This is a genomic window from Rhizobiaceae bacterium (assembly GCA_023953845.1).
Lineage (GTDB): Bacteria > Pseudomonadota > Alphaproteobacteria > Rhizobiales > Rhizobiaceae > Arvimicrobium.
Genome location: JAMLJC010000001.1, coordinates 2,971,483 through 2,996,441, shown reverse-complemented (window position 1 = coordinate 2,996,441; position 24,959 = coordinate 2,971,483). Strand labels below are relative to the sequence as shown.

Annotated in this window: 21 protein-coding genes and 1 pseudogene; 13 read left to right on the top strand and 9 right to left on the bottom strand. The window is 65.2% G+C overall.

Annotated features, from left to right (window positions below; all coding sequences use genetic code 11):
• Entirely contained in the window at nucleotides 1-2,007 is a 2,007-nt protein-coding gene (locus M9955_14565; GenBank protein ID MCO5082862.1) for a pseudouridine synthase, read from the bottom strand.
• A 107-nt stretch (nucleotides 2,008-2,114) separates the two neighbouring features.
• On the opposite strand from M9955_14565, the gene M9955_14560 reads away from it, so the two are divergent.
• Nucleotides 2,115-2,561 (top strand): nucleoside deaminase, encoded by a 447-nt coding sequence (locus tag M9955_14560; GenBank protein ID MCO5082861.1) that lies wholly within the window; start codon nucleotides 2,115-2,117, stop codon nucleotides 2,559-2,561.
• A 9-nt stretch (nucleotides 2,562-2,570) separates the two neighbouring features.
• Here the strand turns inward: M9955_14560 and M9955_14555 are convergent, their stop codons facing one another.
• Nucleotides 2,571-3,329 carry a hypothetical protein gene (locus M9955_14555; GenBank protein ID MCO5082860.1) on the bottom strand — a complete coding sequence of 253 codons (759 nt, stop codon included), beginning with the start codon at nucleotides 3,327-3,329 and terminating at the stop codon, nucleotides 2,571-2,573.
• A 139-nt stretch (nucleotides 3,330-3,468) separates the two neighbouring features.
• Complete coding sequence (gene ileS, locus M9955_14550) at nucleotides 3,469-6,522, bottom strand: isoleucine--tRNA ligase (protein ID MCO5082859.1); 3,054 nt, start codon at nucleotides 6,520-6,522, stop codon at nucleotides 3,469-3,471.
• Nucleotides 6,523-6,814: 292 nt separating this feature from the next.
• On the opposite strand from ileS, the gene M9955_14545 reads away from it, so the two are divergent.
• Together M9955_14545 and M9955_14540 are read left to right on the top strand one after the other, a co-directional pair.
• Entirely contained in the window at nucleotides 6,815-7,024 is a 210-nt protein-coding gene (locus M9955_14545; protein MCO5082858.1) for a type II toxin-antitoxin system VapB family antitoxin, read from the top strand.
• Nucleotides 7,021-7,422: a PIN domain nuclease gene (locus tag M9955_14540; protein MCO5082857.1), complete on the top strand. Its 402-nt coding sequence runs from the start codon at nucleotides 7,021-7,023 to the stop codon at nucleotides 7,420-7,422. The genes M9955_14545 and M9955_14540 overlap by 4 nt, the downstream gene beginning before the upstream one ends.
• On the opposite strand, the gene M9955_14535 is transcribed toward M9955_14540, so the two are convergent.
• The 3 genes from M9955_14535 to M9955_14525 form a co-directional block, all read right to left on the bottom strand.
• A complete protein-coding gene (locus M9955_14535) occupies nucleotides 7,423-8,238 on the bottom strand; it encodes a MipA/OmpV family protein (protein MCO5082856.1) in 816 nt (271 codons plus the stop codon).
• Nucleotides 8,239-8,344: 106 nt separating this feature from the next.
• Nucleotides 8,345-9,331, bottom strand: coding sequence for a bifunctional riboflavin kinase/FAD synthetase (locus M9955_14530; GenBank protein ID MCO5082855.1), 987 nt, complete (start codon nucleotides 9,329-9,331; stop codon nucleotides 8,345-8,347).
• Between the two features lie 8 nt (nucleotides 9,332-9,339).
• Entirely contained in the window at nucleotides 9,340-10,203 is an 864-nt protein-coding gene (locus M9955_14525; GenBank protein MCO5082854.1) for a TIGR01459 family HAD-type hydrolase, read from the bottom strand.
• A gap of 189 nt (nucleotides 10,204-10,392) precedes the next feature.
• Between M9955_14525 and M9955_14520 the strand changes: the two genes are divergently transcribed.
• From M9955_14520 to groL, 5 genes and pseudogenes are all read left to right on the top strand, one after another.
• Nucleotides 10,393-11,562: an EAL domain-containing protein gene (locus tag M9955_14520; protein MCO5082853.1), complete on the top strand. Its 1,170-nt coding sequence runs from the start codon at nucleotides 10,393-10,395 to the stop codon at nucleotides 11,560-11,562.
• A gap of 163 nt (nucleotides 11,563-11,725) precedes the next feature.
• Nucleotides 11,726-13,669 carry a pilus assembly protein TadG-related protein gene (locus tag M9955_14515; GenBank protein ID MCO5082852.1) on the top strand — a complete coding sequence of 648 codons (1,944 nt, stop codon included), beginning with the start codon at nucleotides 11,726-11,728 and terminating at the stop codon, nucleotides 13,667-13,669.
• A 205-nt stretch (nucleotides 13,670-13,874) separates the two neighbouring features.
• Nucleotides 13,875-15,842, top strand: a complete 1,968-nt coding sequence (locus tag M9955_14510) for a pilus assembly protein (protein MCO5082851.1) — start codon at nucleotides 13,875-13,877, stop codon at nucleotides 15,840-15,842.
• Between the two features lie 285 nt (nucleotides 15,843-16,127).
• The gene (gene groES, locus M9955_14505) at nucleotides 16,128-16,424 is read left to right on the top strand and encodes a co-chaperone GroES (GenBank protein MCO5082850.1); all 297 of its coding nucleotides are present in this window, start codon (nucleotides 16,128-16,130) and stop codon (nucleotides 16,422-16,424) included.
• Nucleotides 16,425-16,484: 60 nt separating this feature from the next.
• Nucleotides 16,485-18,129 (top strand): annotated as a pseudogene (groL, locus tag M9955_14500) (chaperonin GroEL).
• A 149-nt stretch (nucleotides 18,130-18,278) separates the two neighbouring features.
• Here the strand turns inward: groL and M9955_14495 are convergent.
• Nucleotides 18,279-18,893 carry a DUF2239 family protein gene (locus tag M9955_14495; GenBank protein MCO5082849.1) on the bottom strand — a complete coding sequence of 205 codons (615 nt, stop codon included), beginning with the start codon at nucleotides 18,891-18,893 and terminating at the stop codon, nucleotides 18,279-18,281.
• Between the two features lie 100 nt (nucleotides 18,894-18,993).
• Here M9955_14495 and M9955_14490 point away from each other — a divergent pair, with 100 nt between their 5' ends.
• The 5 genes from M9955_14490 to M9955_14470 all read left to right on the top strand — a co-directional run bounded on the left by M9955_14490 (nucleotide 18,994) and on the right by M9955_14470 (nucleotide 22,564).
• Nucleotides 18,994-19,326, top strand: coding sequence for a GIY-YIG nuclease family protein (locus tag M9955_14490; protein ID MCO5082848.1), 333 nt, complete (start codon nucleotides 18,994-18,996; stop codon nucleotides 19,324-19,326).
• A 258-nt stretch (nucleotides 19,327-19,584) separates the two neighbouring features.
• Nucleotides 19,585-19,764, top strand: a complete 180-nt coding sequence (locus M9955_14485; protein MCO5082847.1) for a CsbD family protein — start codon at nucleotides 19,585-19,587, stop codon at nucleotides 19,762-19,764.
• Between the two features lie 208 nt (nucleotides 19,765-19,972).
• Nucleotides 19,973-20,524 carry a DUF805 domain-containing protein gene (locus tag M9955_14480; protein ID MCO5082846.1) on the top strand — a complete coding sequence of 184 codons (552 nt, stop codon included), beginning with the start codon at nucleotides 19,973-19,975 and terminating at the stop codon, nucleotides 20,522-20,524.
• Nucleotides 20,525-20,627: 103 nt separating this feature from the next.
• Nucleotides 20,628-22,028, top strand: a complete 1,401-nt coding sequence (gene fumC, locus M9955_14475) for a class II fumarate hydratase (protein ID MCO5082845.1) — start codon at nucleotides 20,628-20,630, stop codon at nucleotides 22,026-22,028.
• A 119-nt stretch (nucleotides 22,029-22,147) separates the two neighbouring features.
• The gene (locus M9955_14470) at nucleotides 22,148-22,564 is read left to right on the top strand and encodes a DoxX family protein (GenBank protein ID MCO5082844.1); all 417 of its coding nucleotides are present in this window, start codon (nucleotides 22,148-22,150) and stop codon (nucleotides 22,562-22,564) included.
• Between the two features lie 175 nt (nucleotides 22,565-22,739).
• On the opposite strand, the gene hisG is transcribed toward M9955_14470, so the two are convergent.
• Entirely contained in the window at nucleotides 22,740-23,441 is a 702-nt protein-coding gene (hisG, locus tag M9955_14465; GenBank protein ID MCO5082843.1) for an ATP phosphoribosyltransferase, read from the bottom strand.
• A 178-nt stretch (nucleotides 23,442-23,619) separates the two neighbouring features.
• On the bottom strand, nucleotides 23,620-24,732 hold the full coding sequence (locus tag M9955_14460) for an ATP phosphoribosyltransferase regulatory subunit (protein ID MCO5082842.1): 1,113 nt from the start codon (nucleotides 24,730-24,732) through the stop codon (nucleotides 23,620-23,622).
• Nucleotides 24,733-24,959: the final 227 nt, after the last annotated feature.

The following is a 24,959-nucleotide window of genomic DNA, read 5'->3' as shown; positions in this document are numbered from 1 at the left end:
TCAGTCCTTGCGCGGACGACGGGGAGACGAGGAACGTGGGCCGGAGCCCTTCCCGCCTTTCGACGGCGTGCGCTTCGTCTCGCTCTTGCCCTGCGGCCGGGCGCCGGGCGCCATCCAGACATTCGACTTGCGCGATTTCGGCGGTTCCGGCGCGCGCTTCTCGCGTCCCTCGCCACGCTCGCCGCCCTTGCCGAAGCCGGGCTTCCCGAATGGCTTGTCGCGGAAGGCAGGCCGGTCGCCCCTGTCGCCGAAGCGTTCGGGGCGGGTGGAAAGCCGGCCGAGCGCGTCGTCGCGCGCCTCCTCGCGGCGGCGCTTGCGGCTCTTGATCAGGCCACCCTCGCCGGGCTCGATGGCGACGCGCGCCGGACCGCGCACGGTGCGCTCCTCCGGTGCGCGGACCTGCTCGGCGCGGTTCGAGAAAGGTTTTGTGACCGGCGCCTCGAAATTGGCGCCCGCCTCGGCGATCAGGCGCTCGCCGAGCTGGTCCCGCAGCGTCCTGCCCTTCAGCTCCTGCACCTCGCCTTCCGGCAGCTCCCCGAGCTGGAACGGGCCGAAGGAAACGCGGATGAGGCGCGTGACCTCGAGCCCGAGCGCGCCCAGAATGTTCTTGACCTCGCGGTTTTTGCCTTCGCGCAGGCCGATGGTGAGCCAGGCATTGGTGCCCTGAATGCGCTCCAGCGACGCTTCGATGGCGCCGTAGAAGACGCCGTCCACGGCGATGCCGTCCCTGAGGCCGGCAAGCGCGGATTCGTCCACCTCGCCATGCACCCGGACACGATAGCGGCGCAGCCAGCCGGTGGCCGGCAGCTCCAGCACGCGCGCCAGCCCGCCATCGTTGGTCAGGAGCAGAAGGCCCTCGGTGTTGATATCCAGCCGGCCGACCGTCATCAGACGCGGCAGGTTCTGCGGCAGGACGTCGAAGACGGTCTTGCGGCCCTCGGGGTCGCGATTGGTGGTGACGACGCCGGCCGGCTTGTGGAACAGGAAGAGCCGCGTGCGCTCGATCGCCGGAATCTCGTTGCCGTCGAGTTCGATGCGGTCGCCCGCCTCGACATTGAAGGCCGGCGAGGTCAGCACCTGTCCATTGACCCGCACGCGGCCGGCGGCAACCAGATCCTCGGCCTCGCGGCGCGAGGCGATGCCGGCGCGGGCCAGGCGCTTGGCGATGCGCTCGCCGCTTTCCTCGACCGCTTCGGCGCGACGCGACACCGATCGATCGCCGCGCGGGCGGTCGCCGAACGATTTATCGCCATGCGATTTCTGGCCGTAGGAGCGCGGACGCTCGGCACCTTCCTCGCGGGGGCCGGCATGGCGCTTCATGCCGAAGGAACGCGGCCTGTCGCCACCCTCGCCGCGCGTCTGCTCGCGCTCGAAGCGGCCCGGCCGCTGGTTGCGCGGCTTGTCGAAGGAGCGGCTTTCACCACCTTCGCCGGACTCACGGCGCGGCGGGCGCTCGCGAAATCCTTCCGACGGAGCGTTGCGCGCGGAAAACTCGCGGGGCTTGCGGAATGGACGGTCCTGCTGCGGGCTTTCCTCGCCCTCGCGACGCGGCGAAAACTCGCGGCGGCGCGGCGCATCCCCGGAAGACTCCTCGCGACGCGGGCGGAAGGAGCGTTTCTCGCCGTCACCGGCCCGGTCTTTCGCGAAGGGACGCTTGCCGCCTTCAAAGCGCGGCTTTCCCTCGAAACGCGGCCGGTCGCCGTCGTCGCGCTCCGGACGCAGGCCCTTGCGGAACGGACGCTCTGCCCGCTCGCCCTCGGGGCGATCGCCGCGCGCGAAGTCGCGGCTGCGCGGGGCTGCGCCATCCTTGGCGAAACGGGCGCCGCCAGACGATTTGCCGCCCGGTTTCGCGCCAAAAGACTTTCCGCCGGGCTTGCCGCCGAAGGATCGGCCGCCCGGCTTGCCTCCGCCAAAGCCTTTGCCGGCCGGACGTCCGCCGCGCCCGCCGTCAGGGCGGGGACCGCGCGGCCCTTTCGGCTTGTCCGATTTTCTGCTGTCGTCGTCCATGTGGCCTTTGCCCAATCTGGCGGGTAGGAATGAGGCGGCTCAATATCAGGCGCGCCCGATGCTTGCGAGAACAATATGAGGCGCGCGCAGGTTCCTTTGAGGGTTGGATGAAACGCCCCGATTTCATGGGTCTCGCGCTGGCCGAGGCCGAAGCCGCCGCCCTGCGCGGAGAAGTGCCGATCGGCGCCGTGCTGGCGCTCGGCGGCGACGTGGTCGCAGCCGCCGGCAACCGCACCCGCGAGCTGAACGACCCAACCGCCCATGCCGAAATGCTGGTGATCCGGGAGGCGGCGAACCGGCTTTCCGCCGAACGGCTGACCGACGCCGACCTCTACGTCACGCTTGAACCCTGCACCATGTGCGCGGCGGCGATCTCCTTCGCCCGCATCCGAAGGCTTTATTTCGGGGCCGCCGACGAGAAAGGCGGCGCGGTGGTGAGCGGCGTGCGCTTCTTTGCCGCGCCGACATGCCACCACGCGCCGGAAATCTATCCCGGAATTGGCGAAACGCGCGCCGCGGAACTGCTCAAAGACTTCTTCAGACTACGACGCTGAGAAGGCAGATCAGAGACCGGGAACGAGATCCCGCCAGCTGCGGCCACCGCCGGAGGCCTTCCTGGCCTCGGCCTTGCGGCGACGCTCCTTCACCAGCTCATCCTCGCCCACATCGTCCTGCGACGCCGTCGCGGAGGGTTCGCGATAGTCGAGCGGCGGCTCGCTCAGATATTTGCGTGAGGTCGGGCTGCCCTGCTTTTGCTCGGCGAGCCTCTTCTTGAAGGCCTCGCGCGTCGCGGCGTTGTTCATCTGGTCGCCATAGCGGCGGCCCGCATCGTGGGCGCGGGGCGAACCCACATCCGCGCTCGCCTGGCGGCGTCCGGTCTCGACGGTCGCGACGGCTCCCGCGATCGGAGAATCGTAATCCGGATTATCCCGGTTCTCCGTGATCTCCTTTTTCAGCCGCGCGCGCCGCGCCTCCGGGCTTTCAACCCAGTCGGGGTTTTCCGCCGTCGCGAGCTTCTGCTGCGGAGCGGGCAGATTCTTGTCGGCGCCCGGCGCAGGACGCACGAGGTCAGGACGCGGCTCGTAGGCGATCGCCTCGCGCTGCTTCGGCGCCAGCGACAACATGCCCGACAGATCCTCGGCAAGCTGCACGCTCTGGCCCTTGCCGGTGCCGTAGGTGGGGTCCGACATACAGCCCGCGAGCAGGAAGGTCGACGCGACCAGCGGTGCGCCAAGGGCAAGCCGCAGTCCGATGCCGCCGTTCATGCCAATCAATTTCACAGCCAATGCCTCTCGTTTCCCCGGAGCCAGAATCCGGCTCATGTCGGTCATCCGATTGGAATCCGGCGACAACATGGCGCGCGGATGATCCGGTGTTTAGCTTAACCGCCGATTAAGGGCAACGCGGGCGGCCTCATACAATGTCGTGAGCAAGCCGCCGCGCCCTTTCCGCAACAGCCGCTCAGAGCCGGCCGAGCGCCTGCAACTCCCGCAAGGTCTCGGCATCGCGCCGGGACACGTCGGGGAATTCCGGATCGGACCCGACATCGTCCGTATAACGCCAGGAACGCGCGCACTTCCTCAGGCCGCGATCCTCGGCCTTGCCGATGACGACAGCGACACCGGGAACCTCGTCCAGGGTGAAGGCGTCGGCCGGCGCGGCTCCCGAGGCGAGCTTCAGGTCGCTGGTGATGGCGACCTCGGCGAGGTCGACGCCCAGCACCGCCTCATGCAGCGACTGATCGGCGATGTAGACGACCGGCACAGCCTCCAGCGAGGAACCGATGGTCTTCTTCGCCCGCTCGATCTCCAGCGCGCCGGTGACGACGCGACGGACCTGCCGCACCTTGCGCCACTTTTCCGCCAGCGCCTCGTCGCGCCATGCGGCCGGAATCCTGCGGAACTGCTCGAAATGCACCGAACGCGCGGACGGATGGCGGTCAAGCCACGCCTCTTCCGTCGTGAAGGGCAGCAGGGGCGCCAGCCACACGGTCAGGTTCTCGAAGAGATGGCGCACGACCTGCATCGCCGCCTTGCGGCGCACGCTCGACGGGGCGTCGCAGTAGAGCACGTCCTTGCGCACGTCGAAATAGAAGGCGGAGAGGTCGACCACCATGAAATCGAGCAGCGCCTTGGCGACGCGCTTGAAGTCGAAGGCGTCGTAGCCGGCGCGCACGACGTCATCGAGCTCCGACAGACGATGGAGCATCAGCCGCTCCAGTTCCGGCATGTCCTCCTGCGTCACGTTCGCGCCGTCGTCATGGGCGAGCGTGCCCAGCATCCAGCGCAGCGTGTTGCGCAGCTTGCGGTAGGCGTCGATGTTGGTCTGCAGGATGTTCTTGCCGAGCCGCTGGTCTTCCCAATAGTCGGTCGTCGCGACCCACAGGCGCAAAATGTCGGCGCCCGACTGCTTGATGACGTCCTGCGGGACGACCGTGTTGCCGAGCGACTTCGACATCTTGCGGCCTTCCTCGTCCATGGTGAAGCCATGGGTGACGACCGTGTCATAAGGCGCGCGGCCGCGCGTGCCGCAGCTTTCGAGCAGCGAGGAGTGGAACCAGCCGCGATGCTGGTCGGAGCCTTCGAGATAGACGTCGGCCGGCCATTTCAGGTCCGGGCGATCCTCCAGCGTAAACGTGTGGGTCGAGCCGGAATCGAACCAGACGTCGAGGATGTCCTTGACCATCTGCCACGGCTCGTTGGCGCGCGAGCCGAGGAAGCGCTCGCGGGCGCCTTCCGCGAACCAGGCGTCGGCGCCCTCCTTCTCGAAGGCGTCGAGGATGCGGGCGTTCACTTCGGGATCATCGAGCACATTGCCATCCTCGTCGGCGAAGACGCAGATCGGCACGCCCCATGCGCGCTGGCGCGACAGCACCCAGTCGGGACGGTCCTCGATCATGGCGCGCAGTCGGGTCTGGCCGGCCGCCGGCACGAAGCGCGTGGCATCAATGGCCGCGAGCGCACGGGTGCGGAGCGTGTCGCCTTTTTTATCGCTCACGGCAGCCTGCTTCGCAGACGCCCCCGCCGGAAGGCCATACCCGCCCAGTTCCTTGTCCATATAGACGAACCATTGCGGCGTGTTGCGGAAGATGATCGGCTTCTTCGACCGCCAGCTATGCGGATACTGGTGTTTCAGCCGGCCGCGCGCGAAGAGCATGTTGCGGGAGATCAATTCGTCGATCACCGCCTTGTTGGCATCGCCCTTCTTGCCGTTGTCGTCGATGACGCGCGCCGGCCCGCCCTCACGGTCGGGGCCGAAGCCCGGCGCGTCCTTGGTGAAGTAGCCGGCGTCGTCCACGGTGAAGGGGATGGCGGGGTCGATGCCGCGCTCGCGCAATTCCTTGGCGGCATCCATCCACGCGTCAAAGTCTTCCCGGCCGTGGCCCGGCGCGGTGTGCACGAAGCCCGTGCCTGCGTCGTCGGTGACGTGGTCACCTGCGAGCATGGGGACCGTGAACTCGTAACCGCCGTCGAGACCCTTAAAGGGATGGGAAAGCTGAATCGAAGCAAGCTCTTCCGTGCTGACGCTCCGGATGAGATTCAACTTGAGCTTCGCCCTGTCGGCCGCGTCCTGCGCGAGCCGTTGCGCGAAGATCAGTTTCTCGCCCGGACACGGGCCGAAATCGTTCTCCACCTCAGTGACTTCATAAAGTCCGTATTCGATGCGCGGCGAGTAAGCGACGGCGCGGTTGCCGGGGATGGTCCACGGCGTGGTGGTCCAGATGACGACGGAAGCGCCTTGAAACCTTGGAACGAATGATTCTTTTTTCTGTTTGAGTTCGTTCTCAAAAATCCACGCTGCAGCTTTGTCCTCTATCGAACCTACAACCGGGAACTTCACCCAGATCGTGTCGCTCTCATAATCATGATACTCGATCTCGGCTTCGGCGAGCGCGGTGCGCTCGACCACGCTCCACATCACCGGCTTGGAGCCGCGATAGAGCTGGCCCGACGCGGCGAATTTCAGAAGCTCGCCGGCGATGCGGGCCTCGGCGTGGAAATTCATCGTCGTGTAGGGGTTCTTGAAATCGCCGACGACGCCGAGGCGCTGGAACTCCTCGCCCTGCACCCTGATCCAGTGCTCGGCATAGCGGCGGCATTCCTGCCGGAACTCGACCATGGCGGCGGGGTCCGACAGGTCCGGCTTCTGCCTGCCCTTGGAGCGGTAGTTCTCTTCCTCGATCTTCCACTCGATCGGCAGGCCATGGCAGTCCCAGCCCGGCACGTAGTTGGAATCGTAGCCGCGCATCTGGAACGACCGCGTGATGATGTCCTTGAGGATCTTGTTCAGCGCGTGCCCGATATGGATGTTGCCGTTGGCATAGGGCGGGCCGTCATGCAGCACATAGAGCGGCCGGCCCCTGGCGTCCTCGCGCAGGGCGCGATAGAGGTCCATCTCCTGCCAGCGCTTGACGATATGCGGCTCCTTCTCGGGCAGGCCGGCGCGCATCGGAAAATCGGTCTGCGGCAGATAGAGCGTCTTGGAATAATCGAGCTTTTCAGCGGTATCGGTCATCGGTCTGCCATCAACGGTGGCCCGGCAGGCATTTCCGGGCGCCAAGGATCAATCTGGTGGAAGGGCGCGGAAAACGCGCAAAGCCCGGACCCTCCGTCAGCCCTCAGGCCGTCCGGAAGACCGGGCACATAATTCGTATCGCCGACGCGAAAAACCCGAGCCGTCTCATGGCCGGCGCTTTTAGCGGAGGAACGGCGGAGAATAAAGAGGCCAGCGCGGCTGAAGCGTCATTGAAGCGGCGATCTTCAATGTGTATATTTATGGCATTCCATACACATCAGGCGATCGCATCATGCGCACCAATATCGAACTCGACGACGAACTCATCGCGGAAGCGATGAAGGCAACCGGATTGAAGACCAAGAAGGCGACGGTCGAGGAGGCTTTGCGCCAGTTGGTCCAGAACAGCCTCCGGCGGCAAGCGATTCACGACATGATCGGTCTCGGATGGGAGGGCGATCTCGATGAGATGCGAACCGATGGGACTCCCGAACTCATATGATTGTCGTCGACAGTTCTGTCTGGATCGACAATCTGCGGGACAGGCCGACACCCGAGGTTCTTGCTCTAAGACACCATATCAAACCCGCACACATCATTGTCGGGGATCTGGTGCTTCTGGAAGTGTTGCGGGGTGCGCGAGACGAGAGCCAAGCGGAGAAGCTTCGGCGATATTTCGCACGTTTTTTCCAAGTTCAACTGCTGAATCCCGTGCTTGCAGTGAAAGCTGCGGCAAATTACCGGCTGCTCAGATCACGCGGAATATCTATTCGAAAGACAGTCGATCTCGTAATCGCGACGTTCTGCATCGAACACGGGCATTCACTGTTACACAGCGACCGCGACTTCACACCGTTCGTGCAGGTGCTCGGCCTTGAGATGGCGGTGACTCACCCTTAGTCAAAAGCTGAAATCGAAGCGATAAGTCGCCGAGACGCCGACGGTGAACTGGTCGGTGGAGCCGCGCTCCTTGACCAGCGTGGAGCCGGCGGCGTCACCCTGCAGGCGGGCATATTCGCCGAAGAGACTGGTGGTGATCTTGTCCGTCGCCTGCCAGGTGACCGCGCCGCCGACGCCGAGCGATTTCAGCCCGCCGCCGTCCGGATCGAAGGCGCCAAGGCCCGAGGCCACCGATTCGGCCGCGTTCACGCCGTAATAGGTGTCGAAATAATCCTCCGAGGCGAAGGAGGCGCGGGGTCCGCCCGACACGCGGATGGTCGGCGTGACATCGTAGAAGGCGTCGGCCGCGACGTCGCCGACGAAGGCGTCGTGGGTGCGGATGCCATGGCGCAGTTCGCCGCGCAGGCGCAGCCAGTCGGTCGGATAGACTTCCGCGAACAGGCCGAGTTCGCCGCCCCAGCGCACCGGGTCGAGGCCGATCAGGTCATCCGAATCGTCCTCGTCGCGCCCGAAAAGGATTTTTCCGGCGATGCCGGCGCGGAAGGTGCCGTTGTCGATCAGGCCGAGCGAGATATTGTCGTTGCGCGAGGAGAATTTCGTGATCGTGCCCGTGCGGCCCAGCGAGACGAGCGGCACCGCCATGAAGACCATCTTGTCGTCGCCTTCATATTCCGGTGCGAAATAGCCGGAAGCACCCAGCGTCAGCGACCAGCCGCCGGAGAGAAGACCCCCCTCCCCGGCAGATTCCTGCATGTCCGCTGCATGAGCGGCTGCGCTGAGGAGCACAAGGCTCGCGACGGTGAGAATGCGGATCATGAAGTGGCTGCTCCAGTCATACGAGACACTTGCGCTGGCCGGATCGTTTTCCGACAACGCAGTGAAGAATCGCTTAAAATTGAAGCACCCCTCTCCAGTGAGAGTGTCAGAATGCGATGGCCGCGTCCAGCGCGGAAAGCGGCGTGACGCCGCCGAGCAGCGCGCGAGCTTCCGCCTCGTCCCGCTTCATCTGGGCAAGCAGCGCGTCGAGACCGTCGAACTTCTCCTCGCCCCGCAGATAGCCGAAGAAGGATACGGCGCAGGTCTCGCCGTACAGGCTGCCGGAGAAATCGAACACGAAGGTCTCCAGCAGAGGCACGCCGTCGGATTCGACGGTGGGCCGGCGGCCGAAGCTCGCGACGCCGTCATGGAGGGAGCCGTCCGGGCGCCGGAGCCGGACAGCATAGATGCCGTGCTTCAGCCGGTTGTCGTCCGGCAGCGCCATGTTCGCGGTGGGATAGCCGAGCTTGCGGCCCAACTGTCGGCCGGAAGCCACTTCCGCCTCGACCGTGTAGCGGTAGCCGAGAAGACCGGCGCCGCCGCTGACGTCGCCCGTTTCGAGCAATGCGCGGATGCGGCTCGACGAGACGACTTCCGCGCCTTCGTCACGGAAAGCGTCGACGAGCGTGACGTCAAACCCTCTCGTCTCCCCCGCCGCCATCAGAAAGGCCGGTCCGCCCGCGCGATCCTTGCCGAAGTGGAAGTCGAAGCCGGTGACGGCGCCGGCGATGCCCAGATGCGCGACCAGAATCTCGTCGACGAAGCGATCCGCCGAATGCGCGGCGAACTCGCGGTCGAACGGCTGCTCGACGACGGCGTCGAAGCCCAGTTCCCCGAGCAGCCGCGCGCGCATCGGCGGCGGCGTGATGATGAAAAGCGGGTCCTGCGGGCGAAAGACGCTGCGCGGGTGCGGGTCGAAGGTGAGCACCAGCGCGGGGACGCCGAGCCGCTTCGCCTCGTCCAGCGCCTTGCCGAGCACGGCCTGGTGGCCGCGATGCACGCCATCGAAATTGCCGATGGCCACGACGCCGCCGCGAAGCTGCGGCGGCAGCCTGTCGGCGCCGCAAACGCGCAATATGGTCGACGCGGCCACCGTGGTCCTCAGCGCAGTTTCGGGATGATGGCGACGGGATGATGGCCGTGCCTGGCCAGAAAAGTCGCCATCCGATCGAAATCCGGCAGGTCCGCATCGTCTCCATATTCGCGCGCGTGAATGCCGCCCGACACGTAGAGGACGTCGATGCCATTGTTTTCGGCGCCCTTCACGTCGGTCAGCACGCCGTCGCCGATCGCCAGCACCTCGTCGCGGGACACCGCGCGGCCGAGAACCTCGCCTGCCGCTTCGAGCGCCGCCTCGTAGATCGGCCGATGCGGCTTGCCGGCGATCAGGGTACGGCCGCCGAGCTGCGCATAGTCGCGCGCCAGCGCCCCGGCGCACCAGATGATGGTCTCGCCGCGCTCGACCACGATGTCCGGATTGGCGCAGATGAAAGGCAGGTCGCGGGCGCGCAGCCGCAGCAGCAGATCGGCATAGTCGTCGGGCGTCTCGACGGTGTCCTCGTAGAGGCCGGTGCAGACGACGCCGGACGCCTCGAACTCCTCCACGACCTCGACGTCAAGACCTTCATAAAGGACAAGGTCGCGCTCCGGCCCGAGATGGAAGATCTTCCGGGGACCGTTGCGGACCAGGCCACGCGTCACGTCGCCCGAGGTGACGATGCGGTCCCAGGCGCTTTCGGGCACGCCGAGCCTGCCCATCTGCTTGACGATCGGCGGGGCCGGGCGCGGCGCATTGGTGATGAGCACCACGGCGACGCCGTTCTCGCGGGCACGCGTCAGCGCCACCGCCGCATCCGGGAAGGAGCGCTCGCCATTGTGGATGACTCCCCAAACGTCGCAGAAGACAGCGGCGTAGCGGCCGTCGAGTTCGGCAAGCGACGATATCATCTTGGGCGAACCCGCCATGTTCTTCCTTCCCCTGTGAGACCGGAAAGCGGACGCGAGCCGGGCTGCGTCCGCGACCGGAATTAACCCAAGGCATTCACCCTGTCACCAGCTTTCGCTTAACAGCGGCGGTCGGTCGCCCTATGTCCGTTCCGTAGACGTACGATCGGCAGGATTGCGAAAGACCGGTTCGCGATCCGGGGAGCATCGTTGGGACGCCTGTTACCTGGCCTGGTCGCGGCAGCGTTGCTTGCCGGCCTCGCCGCCATTTCCATGACCTTGCTCGGCCGCCCTGCCGTCATGTCGGGTGTCGACGGGGCGATGCTGTCCGCCTCGGGGCTGGCGCTCCTGCTGTCGGCCGCGGCAGCGCTGATGGCGCTCGCCGCCCTGCGCAGCGCCCGCTCGACCGCCGCCGACATGCGCAGGCTCGAGGCCTCGGTGGAATCGGTGTTGCGAAGCCGGCCGACGGCTCTCCTTCCGGAACAGGCGCCTGCGTCAGGCACGCAGGACGGCCCGAAGCCCGCGGCCGATGCCGTCGCGGCGGCGGCGTCCCATGACGGACCGCCGGCGGACGGAACGGACGCAGCGACCAATGTCGTCCCGCTTCGCAGCCCGGCGCAGGAACGTATGTCGAGGGAGCCGGCCGCGACACCCGCGTCGGTGCTTGCGGCGGCGGCCGTCGGGGATGCGGAAATCAGCCTGCAGCCGATCATGTCGGTGTCGCACGGAACAACCCTAGGCTTCGACGTCTTCCGATCGGTCGAGTGCGACGGGCGTCCGGTCCATCTGCGCGACATCGCCGAGCCGCCGGTCGGCTTCGACGCCGCAGCGTTCGATGCGCAGACCGTCGCGGCGGCCGTGGCCGTGGCGCGCAGAAGGCTGGGCAACATGCCGGGACAGGCGCTGCATGTGGCGCTGTCGGGAGCCCTCCTGGAGTCCGCCGGCGAGGTCGACCGGATTCTCGCCATGGCGCGGGAATATCCATTGGTCGGCAAGGTCATCATCCTGTGCGCGGATGCGCGATCGTTCGATCCCGGATGCGCCGCCTATGCTTCGCTCTCGCGGCTTGCGGCGGGCGGCTTCGGGCTCGCAGCGGACATGGCGGGAGGCCAGCCAGGATTCCCGCTTGCGCATCCGGCCCTGCGCTATATCCGGATACCGGCGCAGCGGCTGCTGCGCACAGGCGCGGCGCGCCCGCACGACGTCGCCGCGCTCCCGGGCCATCCGGAAAATGATCACGTGCCGATCATCGCAACCGGGGTGGCGGACGACCGCGAGGCCATGGCTCTTCTCGATCTCGGCATCGACGTGATGGTGGGCGACCGCTTCTCGGCGCCGCGCCGCATCAGACCGGAGCGGCTGGCCGAAGCCCGTCAGTAGACGGCGCTCCGTCCGGCGCCAGGACGAGCTTCCGGGCGCCGGCATCTTGGTAAACGGTTCATCGCCTGCGTTCAGCTCGTTTTAACGCTTTCCGGAAGCGGGAATTTAAAGATTCCGTGTCAACCTGTCCCATCGTTTTCAAAAGCTGGCAGGGGCAGCTCCCATGTTACGCAGATTTTTACGCGATACTCGCGGCAATTTCGCCATGCTCACCGGCATCGCCATGGTGCCGATCCTGGGCGGACTGGCGCTCGCCATCGATTATACCGACATGTCGCGGCAGAGGCAGGACACGCTCAACGCGCTCGACGCGGCGAACATGGCCACGGCCCGGCGCATCCTCGAAGGCGCCTCCGAAACCGTGGTGCGGGAATACGCCCGCGAATTCTTCGACGCGAATCTCGGCGGCGTGAAGCCGGAGGATGTCGATCTCGAAGTCTATCTGCCCACCAACATCAATGGCGGCGGGCGCGTCAAGATGGTGGCGCATCTCCGCTACAAGGCCCAGTTCCTGCCGCCCTTCATGGCGCTGCTCGACCGGACGCGCGTGGTGGACAACGGTCCGCTCGAATTCCAGGCTTCCTCGGAAGTGCAGCTGAAGAACACGGTGGAAGTGGCGCTGGTGCTCGATAATTCGGGCTCGATGGACTATTACGGCACAGGCTCGAGCCAGAAGCGCATCGACCTGCTGAAATCCGCCGCGAAGGACCTTGTCGACAAGCTTGCCGCGACCGCCCAGATCATGAAGCAGGTCGAGAAGCCGGTGCAGTTCTCGGTGGTGCCGTTCGCCGCGTCGGTGAATGTAGGATCGAGCAACAAGAATGCCGCGTGGATGGACACGACCGGTATATCGCCGATCCATCATGAAAACTTCGACTGGTCGACGATGACCGGCAACAAAAAGGTGCAGAAGGACGCGAGCGGCAAGTACGTCAAGGTCGGCTCGGACTGGGGAAGTCAGGCCGGTCAGACGGTCTCCCGCTTCACGTTGTTCGACGACATGCAGCGTTATGTCTGCAGCGGCAGGAACTGTTCTTCACAGACGTTGCAGGCACTCGACGTGCCATGGGCGGGCTGCGTCGAAACCCGGCCCAGTCCCTACAACACGAATGACGAGGCGGCCACCTCCGGAGTTCCATCGACACTCTTCGTGCCAATGTTCGCGCCCGACGAAGCAGGCGACTACAACTACAACGCCAGCAGCAACGACAATCTCGTCAATTTCAGCGCCTACAACACATGGTGGAACGACCAGTGGTCCAACAATACCGTCAATAGCACGCAGGCGAAGGGCCGCCAGCGGAGCGCCGCGAAATACTACGTGCCGTTGCCCAAGGATGCGTCGCTTCCAAGCGGCGACAAGGGACCGAACGCGAGCTGCACCACGACCGCGATCACCGAGCTGACCGACGTTACCACGGAAGCCGGGGCGACCAAGGTCAAGAACGCCATCACCGCGATGGCCGCCAACGGCGCCACCAACGTGCCGGAGGGTCTCGTCTGGGGCTGGCGCACGCTGTCGAGCCAGGCGCCGTTCACGGGCGGCCGTTCGGAAACCGAGCGCGGAAACGACAAGGTCATCATCGTGCTGACCGACGGCGCCAACACCTACTATACGCCGTCCTCCCTCGGGGCTTCCGACACGGCGGACAACAGGTCGACCTATTCGGCCTACGGCTATGCCCGTCTCGCCGACAACACGGCCGGCCGCATCTATTCCGGCACGACCAGTTCGGTCACCAAGGACTACACCAACGCGACCTATACCAATGCGATGAACGAGCAGTTCCTGAAAGCCTGCGAGAACGCCAATGGCGGCGATACAGGCGGCACGGGAGCGAACATCATCGTCATGACGGTCGCTCTGGACCTCGACCCGAACAAGAAACCCAGCGACCCCTCGAAAACGGCCACCGCCGCCGAGAAGAAGCAGACCCAGGAGCAGCTCGACATGCTCAAGCAGTGCGCGTCGCGGTCACGCTACGCCCGCGATCCGGCGGATCTGAGCAAGGGCAAGAAGCTGTTCTGGAACGCCACGGGCGCAACGCTCCAGCAGACCTTCAAGGAGATCGCGGACGAACTCGCCAACCTGCGCTTCGTCGGCTGATCCTTCCCAGAATCCAGACGCGCCCCGCTCCGGCGGGGCGTTTCTTTTTGGGCCGCAGACTCCGGTAAGAGCCGCGCCTTGGTTAACGGCCGGTCAAATCGCGCAACACAATGCGACGATCCGCGAAAACCAGCCTTTCAGCCCTTTGCTCTAAGGTTCGCTGCGGGCTTGCGGCGACAATCGCCGTCGAAGGGCGAAAGCACAAATGCGGAAGTTCTGGAAGGACCGGCGCGGCAACTATGGCATGCTGTTCGCCATCATGCTCGTGCCGATCATGGGCGGCCTCGCCATGGCCGTCGACTATCACGAGATCAGCAGCCAGAGACAGGCAACGCTCAACGCGCTCGACGCGGCCGGCATCGCGACGGCGCGCTATATCGTTTCCGGCGCAACGGACACGCAGGTCGTCCAGTACGCCAACGAATTCTTCAAGACCAATCTCGCCAATGCCGTCGATCCGGCGAATGTGACGCTGAATGTCAGGCTGCCCTCGAACCAGGCTGGCGGCGGCACGCTGAAACTCTCGGCTCATCTCAACTACAAGCCGTACTTCTACAATATCTTCACGGACATGCTGGACGGCGGAGAGGGCGGCGGCACCGACAATATCGCTATCGCCGCCAGCACCGAAATCCGCCTGAAGAACACGCTGGAAGTGGCGCTCGTGCTCGACAATTCCGGCTCGATGAGTGACCTCGGTTCGGGTTCCGGCCAGAAGCGCATCGACCTTCTGAAGACGGCCGCCAAGCAGCTCGTCGACACGCTCGCCTTGCAGGCCAACCTGATCAAGCAGATCGAGAAGCCGGTGCAGTTCAGCCTGGTGCCGTTCGCGGCGTCGGTGAATGTAGGCCCGCAGAACGCCGGCAAGGCGTGGATGGACACCAACGGCATCTCGCCCGTCCACCACGAAAACTTCAACTGGGCGTCGATGTCGAGCGGCGACAGGCGCGCGGTGAAGTCGAACGGCGTCTGGCGCAAGGTCGGTACCGGCTGGGGCGGAGAGGAAGGCGAGATCCTGTCGCGCTTCACGCTCTACAAGGACATGAAGCACGTCAGCTCGCGCGAGTGGGTGGTGACGGGACAGGAATATGTCTGCACGAACTACGATAGCAGAGGCCGATGCACCAAGGGCCGCTGGCAGGACACTGGCTACTACGACGAGACGATAACCGGCTTCGCCAGCTGGCAGGGATGCGTGGAGGCACGACCCTACCCCTACAATGTGAACGACGAGCCGGCGAATGCGGCACTGAACGAGGGCGGCGCCATCAGCGGCGATGCGGCCACCATGTTTGTGCCGATGTTCGGGCCCGACGAGCCCGGCGACCGCTGGGCCACGGCGGAAGACAGCACGCCCGACAATTTCAGCGCTTCGAACAACTGGTGGAATGACGGCACCGAGAGCACGGGCACGACCCGGCTCAAGAACATGGGCAAATACTTCGATGTCCGCCCCTATGGCGCCACCTCGCCGCAGGGCAGCGGTCCGAACTACAGCTGCACCACCGCACCCCTCACCGAACTGGTGGACGTGACCAAGCCGGAAGGCCTGAGCGCCATCAAGACCGCCATCGACGCCATGGCGCCGAATGGCGCGACCAACGTGCCCGAAGGTCTCGCATGGGGCTGGCGGACGCTTTCCAGCACGGAGCCGTTCACCGGCGGACGCGCCGAAACCGAGCGCGGCAACGACAAGGTGATCATCGTGCTGACCGACGGCGCGAACACCTACTATACGCCGTCGTCGCTCGGCTATTCGGACCCCGCCGACTCGAAGTCGACCTATTCGGCCTACGGCTATCTGAAGCCGGGCTACAACGGCACCAGCACGCCGCGCCTTTTCATGGGCACGTCGGGCTCGATCGGCCAGTTCGACTATTCGAACGGCAACTACACCAACGCCCTCAACGAGCAGATGGCGAAGGTCTGCGCCAACGCCAAGGACAGCAAGGTGCTGGTGATGACGGTCGCGCTCGATCTCAACGCCACCAAGACGGCGGATGCGGCGCAGATCCAGGGTCTCAAGAACTGCTCGTCGGACTCGCGCTTCCGCAAGGACCCGACCGACGCGTCAAAACCCGCTAAGCTCTTCTGGAACGCGACCGGCAGCAACCTGTCGGAAAAATTCAAGGAAATCGCGGACGAGCTGTCGAATCTCCGCATCGTCGGATGATCCTCCAGCAGCGGGCGGAGGGCGACGCCGCCCATCCGCAATGTCTCGGCCCGGCCCTTGCAGATCCGCGTCCGCATTCCTAAGTGCGGGTGGCCAGCGGAACAACGGTTCGTAACGGCACCGCGACATAGCAAATTTTGCCTGCCGACCGCCCTTCCCGCCCTTGACAGATTTTTCCCGCCCGCCTATGTCAGCGCCGCGTTAGCACTCTTTACAAGTGAGTGCTAACGCCCCGGCGAGACCGGGAAAAAGCGATTTCATCATCCGTGTCGAGGACAGTTTCACATGGCAAAGTCGAAGTTCCGCCCGCTTCATGACCGCGTGGTCGTCAAGCGCGTCGATTCCGAAGAGAAGACCAAAGGCGGCATCATCATCCCGGACACCGCCAAGGAAAAGCCGCAGGAAGGCGAAGTCGTCGCCGTCGGTTCGGGCGCTCGCGACGAGGCCGGCAAGCTGGTTCCGCTGGACGTCAAGGCCGGCGACCGCGTCCTGTTCGGCAAGTGGTCGGGCACCGAAGTGAAGCTCAATGGCGAGGACCTTCTGATCATGAAGGAATCCGACATCATGGGCATCATCGGCTGATCGATTCCCTCCATCCGCACCATCCGTAGCAAATTCGGGCCTCCGGCCCAGGAGTAGAAAATGGCTGCCAAAGACGTAAAATTCTCCCGCGACGCCCGTGAGCGCATGCTGCACGGCGTCAACGTTCTCGCCGACGCGGTGAAGGTGACGCTCGGTCCGAAGGGCCGCAACGTCGTCATCGACAAGTCGTTCGGCGCTCCGCGCATCACCAAGGACGGCGTGACCGTCGCCAAGGAAATCGAGCTTGCCGACAAGTTCGAGAACATGGGCGCGCAGATGGTCCGCGAAGTCGCTTCGAAGACCAACGACATCGCCGGCGACGGCACCACCACCGCCACCGTTCTCGCCCAGGCGATCGTCCAGGAAGGCCACAAGGCCGTCGCCGCCGGCATGAACCCGATGGACCTGAAGCGCGGTATCGACCTGGCCGTGACGGAAGTCGTCGCCGCCCTCTCCAAGGCCGCGAAGAAGATCAAGACCTCCGACGAGGTCGCGCAGGTCGGCACCATCTCGGCCAATGGCGACGAGTCGGTCGGCAAGATGATCGCCGAGGCGATGCAGAAGGTCGGCAACGAGGGCGTCATCACCGTCGAGGAAGCCAAGACCGCCGAGACCGAGCTGGAAGTCGTCGAGGGCATGCAGTTCGACCGCGGCTACCTGTCGCCGTACTTCATCACCAACCCGGACAAGATGGTCGCCGAGCTCGAGGACGCCTACATCCTGCTCCACGAGAAGAAGCTGTCCAACCTGCAGGCCATGCTGCCGGTCCTCGAGGCCGTCGTGCAGACCTCCAAGCCGCTGCTCATCATCGCCGAGGACGTCGAGGGCGAGGCGCTCGCCACGCTCGTCGTCAACAAGCTGCGCGGCGGCCTGAAGATCGCCGCCGTCAAGGCTCCGGGCTTCGGCGACCGCCGCAAGGCCATGCTCGAGGACATCGCGATCCTCACCGGCGGCCAGGTGATCTCGGAAGACCTCGGCATCAAGCTCGAGAACGTCGACGCTCAACATGCTCGGCCGCGCCAAGAAGGTGTCGATCGCCAAGGAGAACACCACGATCGTCGACGGCGCCGGCAAGAAGGCCGAGATCCAGGGCCGCGTCGCCCAGATCAAGCAGCAGATCGAGGAGACCACCTCGGACTACGACCGCGAGAAGCTGCAGGAGCGTCTGGCGAAGCTGGCTGGCGGCGTCGCCGTCATCCGCGTTGGCGGCGCGACCGAGATCGAGGTCAAGGAGAAGAAGGATCGCGTCGACGACGCCCTCAACGCGACCCGCGCGGCCGTCGAGGAAGGCATCGTTGCGGGCGGCGGCGTCGCCCTGCTGCGCGCCACGGCCGCCATCAAGGCTTCGGGCGCCAATGCCGATCAGACCGCCGGCATCAACATCGTGCGCAAGGCGCTGCAGGCTCCGGCCCGTCAGATCGCGGCCAACGCCGGTGCGGAAGCCTCGATCGTGGCCGGCAAGATCCTCGAGAACAAGGCCGCCAACTTCGGCTACAACGCCCAGACGGGCGAGTATGGCGACCTGATCGCGCTGGGCATCGTCGACCCGGTGAAGGTCGTGCGCACCGCCCTTCAGGATGCGGCTTCGGTCGCCGGCCTGCTGGTCACCACCGAGGCCATGATCGCCGAGGCTCCGAAGAAGGACGCCCCGATGCCGGCTATGCCGGGCGGCGGCATGGGCGGCATGGGCGGCATGGATTTCTAAGGAAATCCATTAGCACGCCCATCGGACAAAGTTGCTTCAGCCCGCTTGCGGGCTGAAGTGGCGGCATGGATTTCTAAGGAAATCCATCAGCACGCCGATCCGGATGGATCATGCGAGGGCGGTCGAAAGACCGCCCTTTTTCTTTGTGCTCAGCCGTTTGTGTCGGTCAGGAGCGGTTCGCCCCACGCCAGCCGTTCCGCATAGGCGCGAATATCCGCGGGCCAGCTTTCGGCGTATGTTGCGAAACGGTCCCGATCCCCAGCGAACAGGGCGCGGATCGCTTCCTCGAAACCGGCAAGATTGCCGGCCATCGCGGACATGAAGCGGTAGGCTGCCTCCCGGCGGGCGCGCAGCCTCCCCTCGCCGGGATCGGCGCGCATCGCCAACTCGGTCAGCCGCCGCAATGCGTTTGAGGTTCCGCCCGGCTGCTCGGCCAGCCATTCCCAATGGCGCGGCAGAAGCGTCACCTCGCGGGCCACGACGCCGAGTTTCGGCCTTCCGCGCCTTGACGGCGGCTGGCCGGGCAAGACCTCCGCTTCCGCGATATCGTTCCCTTCCCGGAGCCGCGCGAGGATTTCCGCATCGTCGCCCCGAAGATCGAGATCGATCACCTTTCCGGTGCCGTCATCGAAGACCAGCACCGGCAGGTCGGGCGCTGCCTCGGTCGCGCTCTTCACGGCCAATGCGACGCGGTGAAGCGGACCTGCCGCAAGCATTTTTTCCGCCCGAAACGCCGTTGCCGGCAAGGCTGCGAGATCGGACATGAGACCACTCCTGAAATCATCCGGGTAAAACTATTGAACGATTATTACCCGGATGATAATAGGAGATCTGTTTCCAAACCGCAAGAACAGGAGAAAGCCGATGCGCGGCGAGCAACGGAAGGCTGCGATCGCGGCCTATAAGGAACGCAAGGTCGTCGCGGGCATCTATGCCGTGCGCTGCAGTGCAACCGGGCAATGCTGGGCGGGCGCCGCGCCGGATCTGAGCACGGTCGAGGCCCGGCTGTGGTTCAGCCTGCGTCTCGGGAGCATGCACCGGCCCAGCCTCCAGGCGGCATATTGCGAGCATGGCCGAACTTCCCTTGCCTACGAGGAAATCGAACGTTTGCCGGAGGAGGACAGCTACATCCAGGGCAAGAAGCTGAAGGAACGCCTTGCCCACTGGTGCGAGCGGCTGGCAGCCGAGGCGTTGTGAACGAGGCCCGGACAGGCAGGGCGGAAGCTCGTTTCCCTCGGTGGACACTGGAAACGATTGCCCGCAAATTTTTTTCCGGAAAGTCGGAACCTATCGCGAGCTGGTGGGTTCTCTGGATGTCGAAGCAGTCTGGAACGAGAAATCAGGAAAGACAGCAAAGACAAAGAGCCTCCTGTCCATTCATGTGGAACGGGAGGCTTTTTATTGTCGGCGACCCCGATTTCCAGAAACAGCATCGCCGTCCACGGAGCGTTCGTCATGGTGAACAAGGATCAGATCAAGGGCGCAGCCAGACAGGTCAAGGGCGCCGTCAAGGAGGCCGCCGGCAAGGCGACAGGCAACCGGCAGATGGAAGCCGAAGGCGCGGTCGAAAAGACCGCCGGCAAGGTCCAGAAAGGCTTTGGCAACGCAAAGCAGAAGATCAAGGACTCCCTTTGACGGTCGAGGCCTGATCTTCCGGACAAGGGCGGCGGCAGCCGCCCTTGCTGTTTGTGAGGCACAATCGGCGCGCATTGCACCTATTTCATTCCCTCGCCATTAACCGCCACCGCAAAGACATTGCCTCGACGCGTCGGATGCGGGCCGTCCTTGAACGGCGATTTACCTTGGCATGCGCAGGATGGCCCCTCTGGCAAGGGGTGCATCCATGGATATTCTCTTCAGCTTTTCAGGCCGGATCGGCCGCGCCAAATGGTGGCTGTCGCAATTCGCCATCCTCATGGTGTGGGTGGTCGTGATCGGGGCGTTCGCCATCTTCGTCGAGGCGGTCGATCCCTCCGTCGAGCACGCCACCGGCGAACTCTCCAATGGCGGCTTGAGCGTGGGCATCGCGATACTGTGCGCGGTCGTGCTCTCGGTCTGGATCAACCTTGCCGGCACGGTGAAGCGACTCCACGACCGGGACAAGTCCTGGGTGTGGTTCCTCATGATCTTCGTGCCCATCATCGGGCCGATCTGGCAGATCGTGGAATGCGGCGTGCTCGAAGGAACGCGCGGCGGCAACCGCTTCGGCCCGCCGCCCGGCGGCATGGACGGTTTCGCCGACGAGCTGGAAGCCCATATCGCGAAGATGCAGGCCGAGCGCATGCCCCGCCAGAGCACCGCGCCGGCGGCGCGAACCACGGCGCCGGTGCCGGTCGCCCAGCTCTCCAGCCGCCGCCCGACCTCTCCCGGCGGCTTCGGCCGGCGCGGCACCTGACAGGCTCCATACTTCAAACGATTAGGCTTCCCTCACCCGCCAATCTCCGCTTGAAGGCCATTGTGCGACGCGATACGGCATCGCCATATTTTCAGGACTGGAGATTGCGGTGACCAAGACGACGAGAACCGAAACCGATACGTTTGGCCCGATCGAGGTCGCGTCGGACCGCTATTGGGGCGCGCAGGCCGAACGCTCGCGCGGCAACTTCAGGATCGGCTGGGAAAAGCAGCCGCTGTCGGTGGTGCGGGCGCTGGGCATCGTCAAGCGCGCCGCCGCGGAAGTGAACATGGAACTCGGCCGGCTCGATCCGAAGATCGGCAAGGCGATCGTGGACGCCGCGCAGGAAGTGATCGACGGCAAGCTGAACGACCACTTTCCGCTGGTCGTCTGGCAGACGGGCTCCGGCACGCAGTCCAACATGAACGCCAACGAGGTGATCTCCAACCGCGCCATCGAGATGCTGGGCGGCGAGAAGGGCTCGAAGAAGCCGGTCCACCCGAACGACCATGTGAACATGAGCCAGTCGTCGAACGACAGCTATCCGACGGCCATGCATATCGCCTGCGCCGAGCGCATCGTGCACGACCTGCTGCCGGCGCTAAAACACCTGCACGCCGCGCTGGACGCCAAGGCCAAGGCTTTCGACCATATCGTCAAGATCGGTCGCACCCACACGCAGGACGCGACCCCCCTCACCCTCGGCCAGGAGTTCGGTGGCTATGCCGCGCAGGTCGCATCCTCGATCAAGCGCATCGAGATGACCTTGCCCGGCCTGATGGAACTGGCGCAAGGCGGCACGGCGGTCGGCACCGGGCTCAACGCGCCGGTCGGCTTCGACGAGAAGGTGGCCGCCGCGATCGCCGCGATCACCGGACTAGACTTCAAGACCGCGCCGAACAAGTTCGAGGCGCTGGCCGCGCACGATTCGATGGTCTTCTCGCATGGCGCAATCAACGCCGCGGCGGCCGCGCTCTACAAGATCGCCAACGACATCCGCTTCCTCGGCTCCGGGCCGCGCTCCGGCCTCGGCGAGCTCTCCCTGCCGGAGAACGAGCCGGGCTCCTCGATCATGCCCGGCAAGGTCAACCCGACGCAGTGCGAGGCGCTGACGCAGGTCTGCGTGCAGGTGTTCGGCAACAATGCGGCGCTGACCTTCGCAGGCAGTCAGGGCCATTTCGAGCTCAACGTCTACAACCCGCTGATGGCCTACAACTTCCTGCAGTCGGTGCAACTGATGGCGGACGCCGCAGTCTCCTTCACCGACAATTGCGTCGCCGGCATCGAGGCGCGCGAGGACAACATCAAGGCCGCGCTCGAGCGCTCGCTGATGCTGGTGACGGCGCTGGCGCCGACCATCGGCTACGACAACGCCGCCAAGATCGCCAAGACGGCGCACAAGAACGGCACCACGCTGCGCGAGGAAGCGGTCGGCGGCGGTTATATCAGCGACGCGGATTTCGACCGGCTGGTCGTGCCGGGGGACATGACGCGCCCCGGCTGAGGCTGAGGTACAGGCGATCATCGTTCGATTTCAGCGAACGATCTGTCGTCTTGCGTGCTCTTTCGATGAATGACGGGATTCGCTAGTCAATCGCGACCGTCATCCATCGGAGTTCTCCCATGTCCCTCTCCACCACCGCTCCTGCCGCCTCGACCAGCGGCGCCGGCTCCGCCGCCGTCCTCGTCGGCCGCATCCTTCTTTCCGTTCTCTTCATCCTCGCCGGCTTCGGCAAGCTGACCGCCATCGGCGGCACGGCGGGCTGGTTCGGCTCGATGGGCCTGCCGGCCCCCACGGTCGTCGCCGTCGTCGTCGGCCTGCTGGAATTCTTCGGCGGCCTTGCCGTGCTCGCCGGCTTCTATTCGCGCATCGCAGCCGTGGCACTCGCGATCTTCACCATCGCGGCCAGCCTCATCGCCCACACCGACTTCTCGGATATGTCGCAGGCCCTGTTCTTCCAGAAAAACCTCGGAATCGCCGGCGGCTTCCTGCTGCTCGCCGTGTTCGGCCCCGGCGCATTCGCCATCAACAGGCGCTGATAAACGTTTAGTAACCTTTCCTAAAGCCCGGAATTATCCGGGCTTTTTCTTTGCCGGCTCGCGCGCTCAGGAACTGATTCAAGTGCTTGCGAGAGTGATTCAACCGGCTCGAACATCGATTCCGGGGTTCGACGCAAGCCTTTGAAACAACAGAGCTTGTTCGAGGATCGGCGTGTCAGGACGCAGCCGCGCGAAGACGCCCGCAAATATCGGCCACAGCCTGCATATCGGTAGCATCGCGCTGGCGGCGCGAAGCGACAAGACAGGCCTGCGAACGCAGGATGACGCCGTCCGACAGCACCTTGAGATGGTTGGATTTCAGCGTCGACCCGGTCGTCGTGATGTCGACGATGACGTCGGCGGAGCCGGAGGCCGGCGCGCCTTCCGTTGCGCCGAGGCTTTCGACGATGCGGTAGACCTGAATGCCGTGCGCGCCCGAAAAGAACTGCTGCGTCAGCCGCCAGTATTTGGTCGCGATGCGCAGGCGGCGACCGTGGCGCTGGCGAAAATCGGCGGCCACGTCATCGAGGTCTGCCATGGTGTCGACGTCCCACCAGCAGTCGGGGACGGCCACCACGACATCGGCGAACCCGAACGGCAGGCGCGCCGCGATCTCGACGCGGGCGTCGCAATCGGTCAGCTTCTCGCGGATCAGGTCCTCGCCGGTGACGCCGAGATCGAGCGTGCCCGCGCCAAGCTCGGCGGCGATCTCGGAGGCCGAAAGCAGCTTCACCTCGATGTCGTCGCGCCCCTCGACGCGGGCGCGATAGGAGCGCTCGTCGCCCGTCTGCACGATGGCGAGGCCGGCGCGCGCGAAGAGTTCGCTCGCCTGCTCCTTGAGCCGGCCCTTGGACGGCAATGCCAGCGTGATGGTCATGATGCCGTCTCGTTGCATATGGATCGGGAGCTACCCCCGCCCCTCACCCCTCCCCACAAGGGGGAGGGGGACGTCAGCCGTATCGTCAGCTCGCCGATCTTGGCGCTGACTTTGCCGAATTCCCCTCCCCCTTGTGGGGAGGGGTGAGGGGTGGGGGTCGAAGGATAAAACCGCCCGCTCATTTCCGCAGCGCCTCAATCCGGTCGAGCCACACGGAGAAGCCGACGCCCGGGATCGGCCTTTCCGCGCCGAGGAGCGTCAACAGGCGGTCGTAGCGTCCGCCGCCTGCCAGCGGCCGCGCCGCATCGCCGGCGTATATCTCGAAGACGAGGCCCGTATAATAGTCGAGCGGACGGCCGAAGGCGGCGTCATAGGCGATGTCGTCGCTCGCCTGCCCGTGACGGCCGATGGCCTCCACACGGCGCGAGAAGGCGTCGAGCGAACGCACGAGGCTGAGGCCCGACGCCTTCGCGAAATCCGACAAGGCGGCAGCCGCCCCGGCCAGCGGCACCTTGATGGCGAGGAAGGCCCGCAACGCTTCAAAAGCTTCCGACGACAGGCGCACGCTGCGCAGTTCCGCCTTCTCGATGAGGCGACGCGCGATATCCTGCGGCGCGCGTCCGGAGCTCTCCGACAGGCCGGCGCGCTGCATGGCGACGGCGATTTCGCCGGACAGGGCTTCGTGGTCGCGCAGGGCGACAAGCTCCGCCGCCTCGTCGGACAGCACGCCGTTGCGCGGCGGGTTGGCGAGATCGGCAAGCGCCGCCTCTAGCTGCGCCGGCGAACCGAAGGCGCGGGCAAGGCGTTTCTGCCAGCCGCGCGGCAAGCCGAGCGCGGCCAGCACCGCCTCGAACACGGCCTGATCGCCCAAGGTCACCGACAGTTTTCGACCGGGCAGTGCGCCGGCGAGCAGCGCATGCGCGTCGGCGATGGAGCGAGCGTCCGCTTCCGCCGTGCTGGTTTCGCCCAGATCCTCGATGCCCGCCTGGAAGAATTCGTTGCCGCCCTCGCGCCGCTGGCGGAAAACCTCGCCCAGATAGGCATAGCGGTGCGGGGTCGCCGCGCGCTTGGCGATATGGTCGAGGCAGACGGGAATGGTGAATTCCGGGCGCAGGCAAAGCGTCTCGCCCGTCTCGCTCTCGGTGAGGAAGATGCGGCGGCGCAGATCCTCACCCGCCATGTCGAGGAACGGATCGGCCGGCTGGATGATCGGCACGTCGACAAGCTCCGCCTCGCGCTCGGCGAAGAGCGCGAGGATGGCGTCGGCGGAGGCGGGATAGCGGAGGGTCATGCTTTATAATGAGACGTTTGCAGAGACAGCGCTCTACGTTGCCCCCCTCTGTCCTGCCGGACATCTCCCCCGCAAGGGGGGAGATCAGCCGTTATCCCGGCTTTCGCCAATCGCCAACGTCGAGAGGCGGGCGATAAGGTCAAAACTGCCGATCTCCCCCCTTGCGGGGGAGATGTCCGGCAGGACAGAGGGGGGCAACGTAGAGCGCCACCCTTCGCTATCGTCAA

Coding starts and splice junctions, on each gene's coding strand:
- M9955_14495 (MCO5082849.1), bottom strand. CDS start 18,893: ATGTCCGATCTCGCAGCCTTGCCGGCAACGGCGTTTCGGGCGGAAAAA.
- M9955_14545 (MCO5082858.1), top strand. CDS start 6,815: ATGCGCACCAATATCGAACTCGACGACGAACTCATCGCGGAAGCGATG.
- M9955_14510 (MCO5082851.1), top strand. CDS start 13,875: ATGCGGAAGTTCTGGAAGGACCGGCGCGGCAACTATGGCATGCTGTTC.
- M9955_14565 (MCO5082862.1), bottom strand. CDS start 2,007: ATGGACGACGACAGCAGAAAATCGGACAAGCCGAAAGGGCCGCGCGGT.
- M9955_14485 (MCO5082847.1), top strand. CDS start 19,585: ATGGTGAACAAGGATCAGATCAAGGGCGCAGCCAGACAGGTCAAGGGC.
- M9955_14470 (MCO5082844.1), top strand. CDS start 22,148: ATGTCCCTCTCCACCACCGCTCCTGCCGCCTCGACCAGCGGCGCCGGC.
- M9955_14490 (MCO5082848.1), top strand. CDS start 18,994: ATGCGCGGCGAGCAACGGAAGGCTGCGATCGCGGCCTATAAGGAACGC.
- M9955_14515 (MCO5082852.1), top strand. CDS start 11,726: ATGTTACGCAGATTTTTACGCGATACTCGCGGCAATTTCGCCATGCTC.
- ileS (MCO5082859.1), bottom strand. CDS start 6,522: ATGACCGATACCGCTGAAAAGCTCGATTATTCCAAGACGCTCTATCTG.
- groES (MCO5082850.1), top strand. CDS start 16,128: ATGGCAAAGTCGAAGTTCCGCCCGCTTCATGACCGCGTGGTCGTCAAG.
- M9955_14480 (MCO5082846.1), top strand. CDS start 19,973: ATGGATATTCTCTTCAGCTTTTCAGGCCGGATCGGCCGCGCCAAATGG.
- M9955_14525 (MCO5082854.1), bottom strand. CDS start 10,203: ATGGCGGGTTCGCCCAAGATGATATCGTCGCTTGCCGAACTCGACGGC.
- hisG (MCO5082843.1), bottom strand. CDS start 23,441: ATGACCATCACGCTGGCATTGCCGTCCAAGGGCCGGCTCAAGGAGCAG.
- M9955_14540 (MCO5082857.1), top strand. CDS start 7,021: ATGATTGTCGTCGACAGTTCTGTCTGGATCGACAATCTGCGGGACAGG.
- M9955_14460 (MCO5082842.1), bottom strand. CDS start 24,732: ATGACCCTCCGCTATCCCGCCTCCGCCGACGCCATCCTCGCGCTCTTC.
- M9955_14535 (MCO5082856.1), bottom strand. CDS start 8,238: ATGATCCGCATTCTCACCGTCGCGAGCCTTGTGCTCCTCAGCGCAGCC.
- M9955_14560 (MCO5082861.1), top strand. CDS start 2,115: ATGAAACGCCCCGATTTCATGGGTCTCGCGCTGGCCGAGGCCGAAGCC.
- M9955_14555 (MCO5082860.1), bottom strand. CDS start 3,329: ATGAGCCGGATTCTGGCTCCGGGGAAACGAGAGGCATTGGCTGTGAAA.